1 pseudogene is annotated in these 1,279 nt (G+C 76.9%); it reads left to right on the top strand.

Annotated elements, in window-relative coordinates:
• Window positions 1-1,279, top strand: a pseudogene (locus AC1DCG_RS25040) (hypothetical protein); the annotation flags it as partial.

The following is a 1,279-nucleotide window of genomic DNA, read 5'->3' as shown; positions in this document are numbered from 1 at the left end:
GGGCGGCACGGCCGGCGGCGGCGGCGCGGGCGGCGCGGTCACCGTCACCAACGGCGGCGTCGTCGAGACCGCGGGCGACAAGGCGCGCGGGATCTTCGCCCAGTCGGTGGGCGGCGGCGGCGGCTCGGGCGGCGACGGCGGCGGTCTGGTCACCATCGGCGGCAAGGGCGGCGCGGCCAGCACCGGCGGCGCGGTCACGGTGGCCAACACCGGCGCGATCACCACCAAGGGCGACCTCTCCAGCGCCATCCAGGCCCAGAGCGTGGGCGGCGGCGGCGGTGACGGCGGGAGCACCGGCGGCGTCTTCCTGACCATCGGCGGCGGCGGCGCCGCGGGCGGCGGCTCGGGCCTGGTCACGGTCAAGCACGCGGGCGACATCTTCACCGGCGGCAACGACTCCCACGGCATCTTCGCCCAGAGCGTGGGCGGCGGCGGCGGCAGCGGCGGCTCCAGCGTCTCGATCAGCGCCTTCGCCGGCGTCGCCATCGGCGGCGAAGGTTCGCAGGGCGGCGACGGCGGCAAGGTCGACATCGACCTCAGCCAGAGCACGGTGACCACCGGCGGCTCCACCAGCCTCGTGAATCCGCTGATCGTCACGGGCGGCGATCGCGCGCGCGGCATCTTCGCCCAGAGCGTGGGCGGCGGCGGCGGCAACGGCGGCTTCGCGGCCCAGGTCTCGGCCGGCTACGGCGTCGGCGCCAGCGCGGCCGTGGGCGGTCGCGGCGGCAAGGGCGGCAAGGGCGGCGAGGTCGACATCGACGGCGACGTCCTGATCCTGACCAAGGGCGACTACTCCGAAGGCCTGTTCGCCCAGTCGGTGGGCGGCGGCGGCGGCTCGGGCGGCTTTGCGCTGTCGTTCGCCTTCGCAGCCGGCGAGACGGCCGCGGCCGCCTTCTCGGTCGCCCTGGGCGGCAAGGGCGGCGACGGCGGCGAAGGCGGCCTGGTCGACATCAAGTCGGGCGGCGCGATCCTCACCGAAGGCAAGTTCTCGACCGGTCTCGTCGCCCAGAGCGTGGGCGGCGGCGGCGGCAACGGCGGCTACACCGTCAGCTTCGCGGGCGCAGGGGCCGGCGCGGCTTCGGCCTCGGCGGCCGTGGGCGTCGGCGGGGCCGGCGGCAAGGGCGGCAAGGGCGGCGTGGTCGATGTCGACTTCGACGGCGCCATCACCACCGGCGACGACGACGCCATCGGCGCGCTGATCCAGTCGGTCGGCGGMGGCGGCGGCGGCGGCGGCTTCAATGTCTCGGGCGCGGTCGCGGTGGCCGGCACGGCCGGCGTC

The organism is Caulobacter sp. 10L414, from assembly GCF_056395525.1.
The sequence above is the reverse complement of the archived record's forward strand: the minus strand, read 5'-3'. Positions and strand labels throughout refer to the sequence as shown.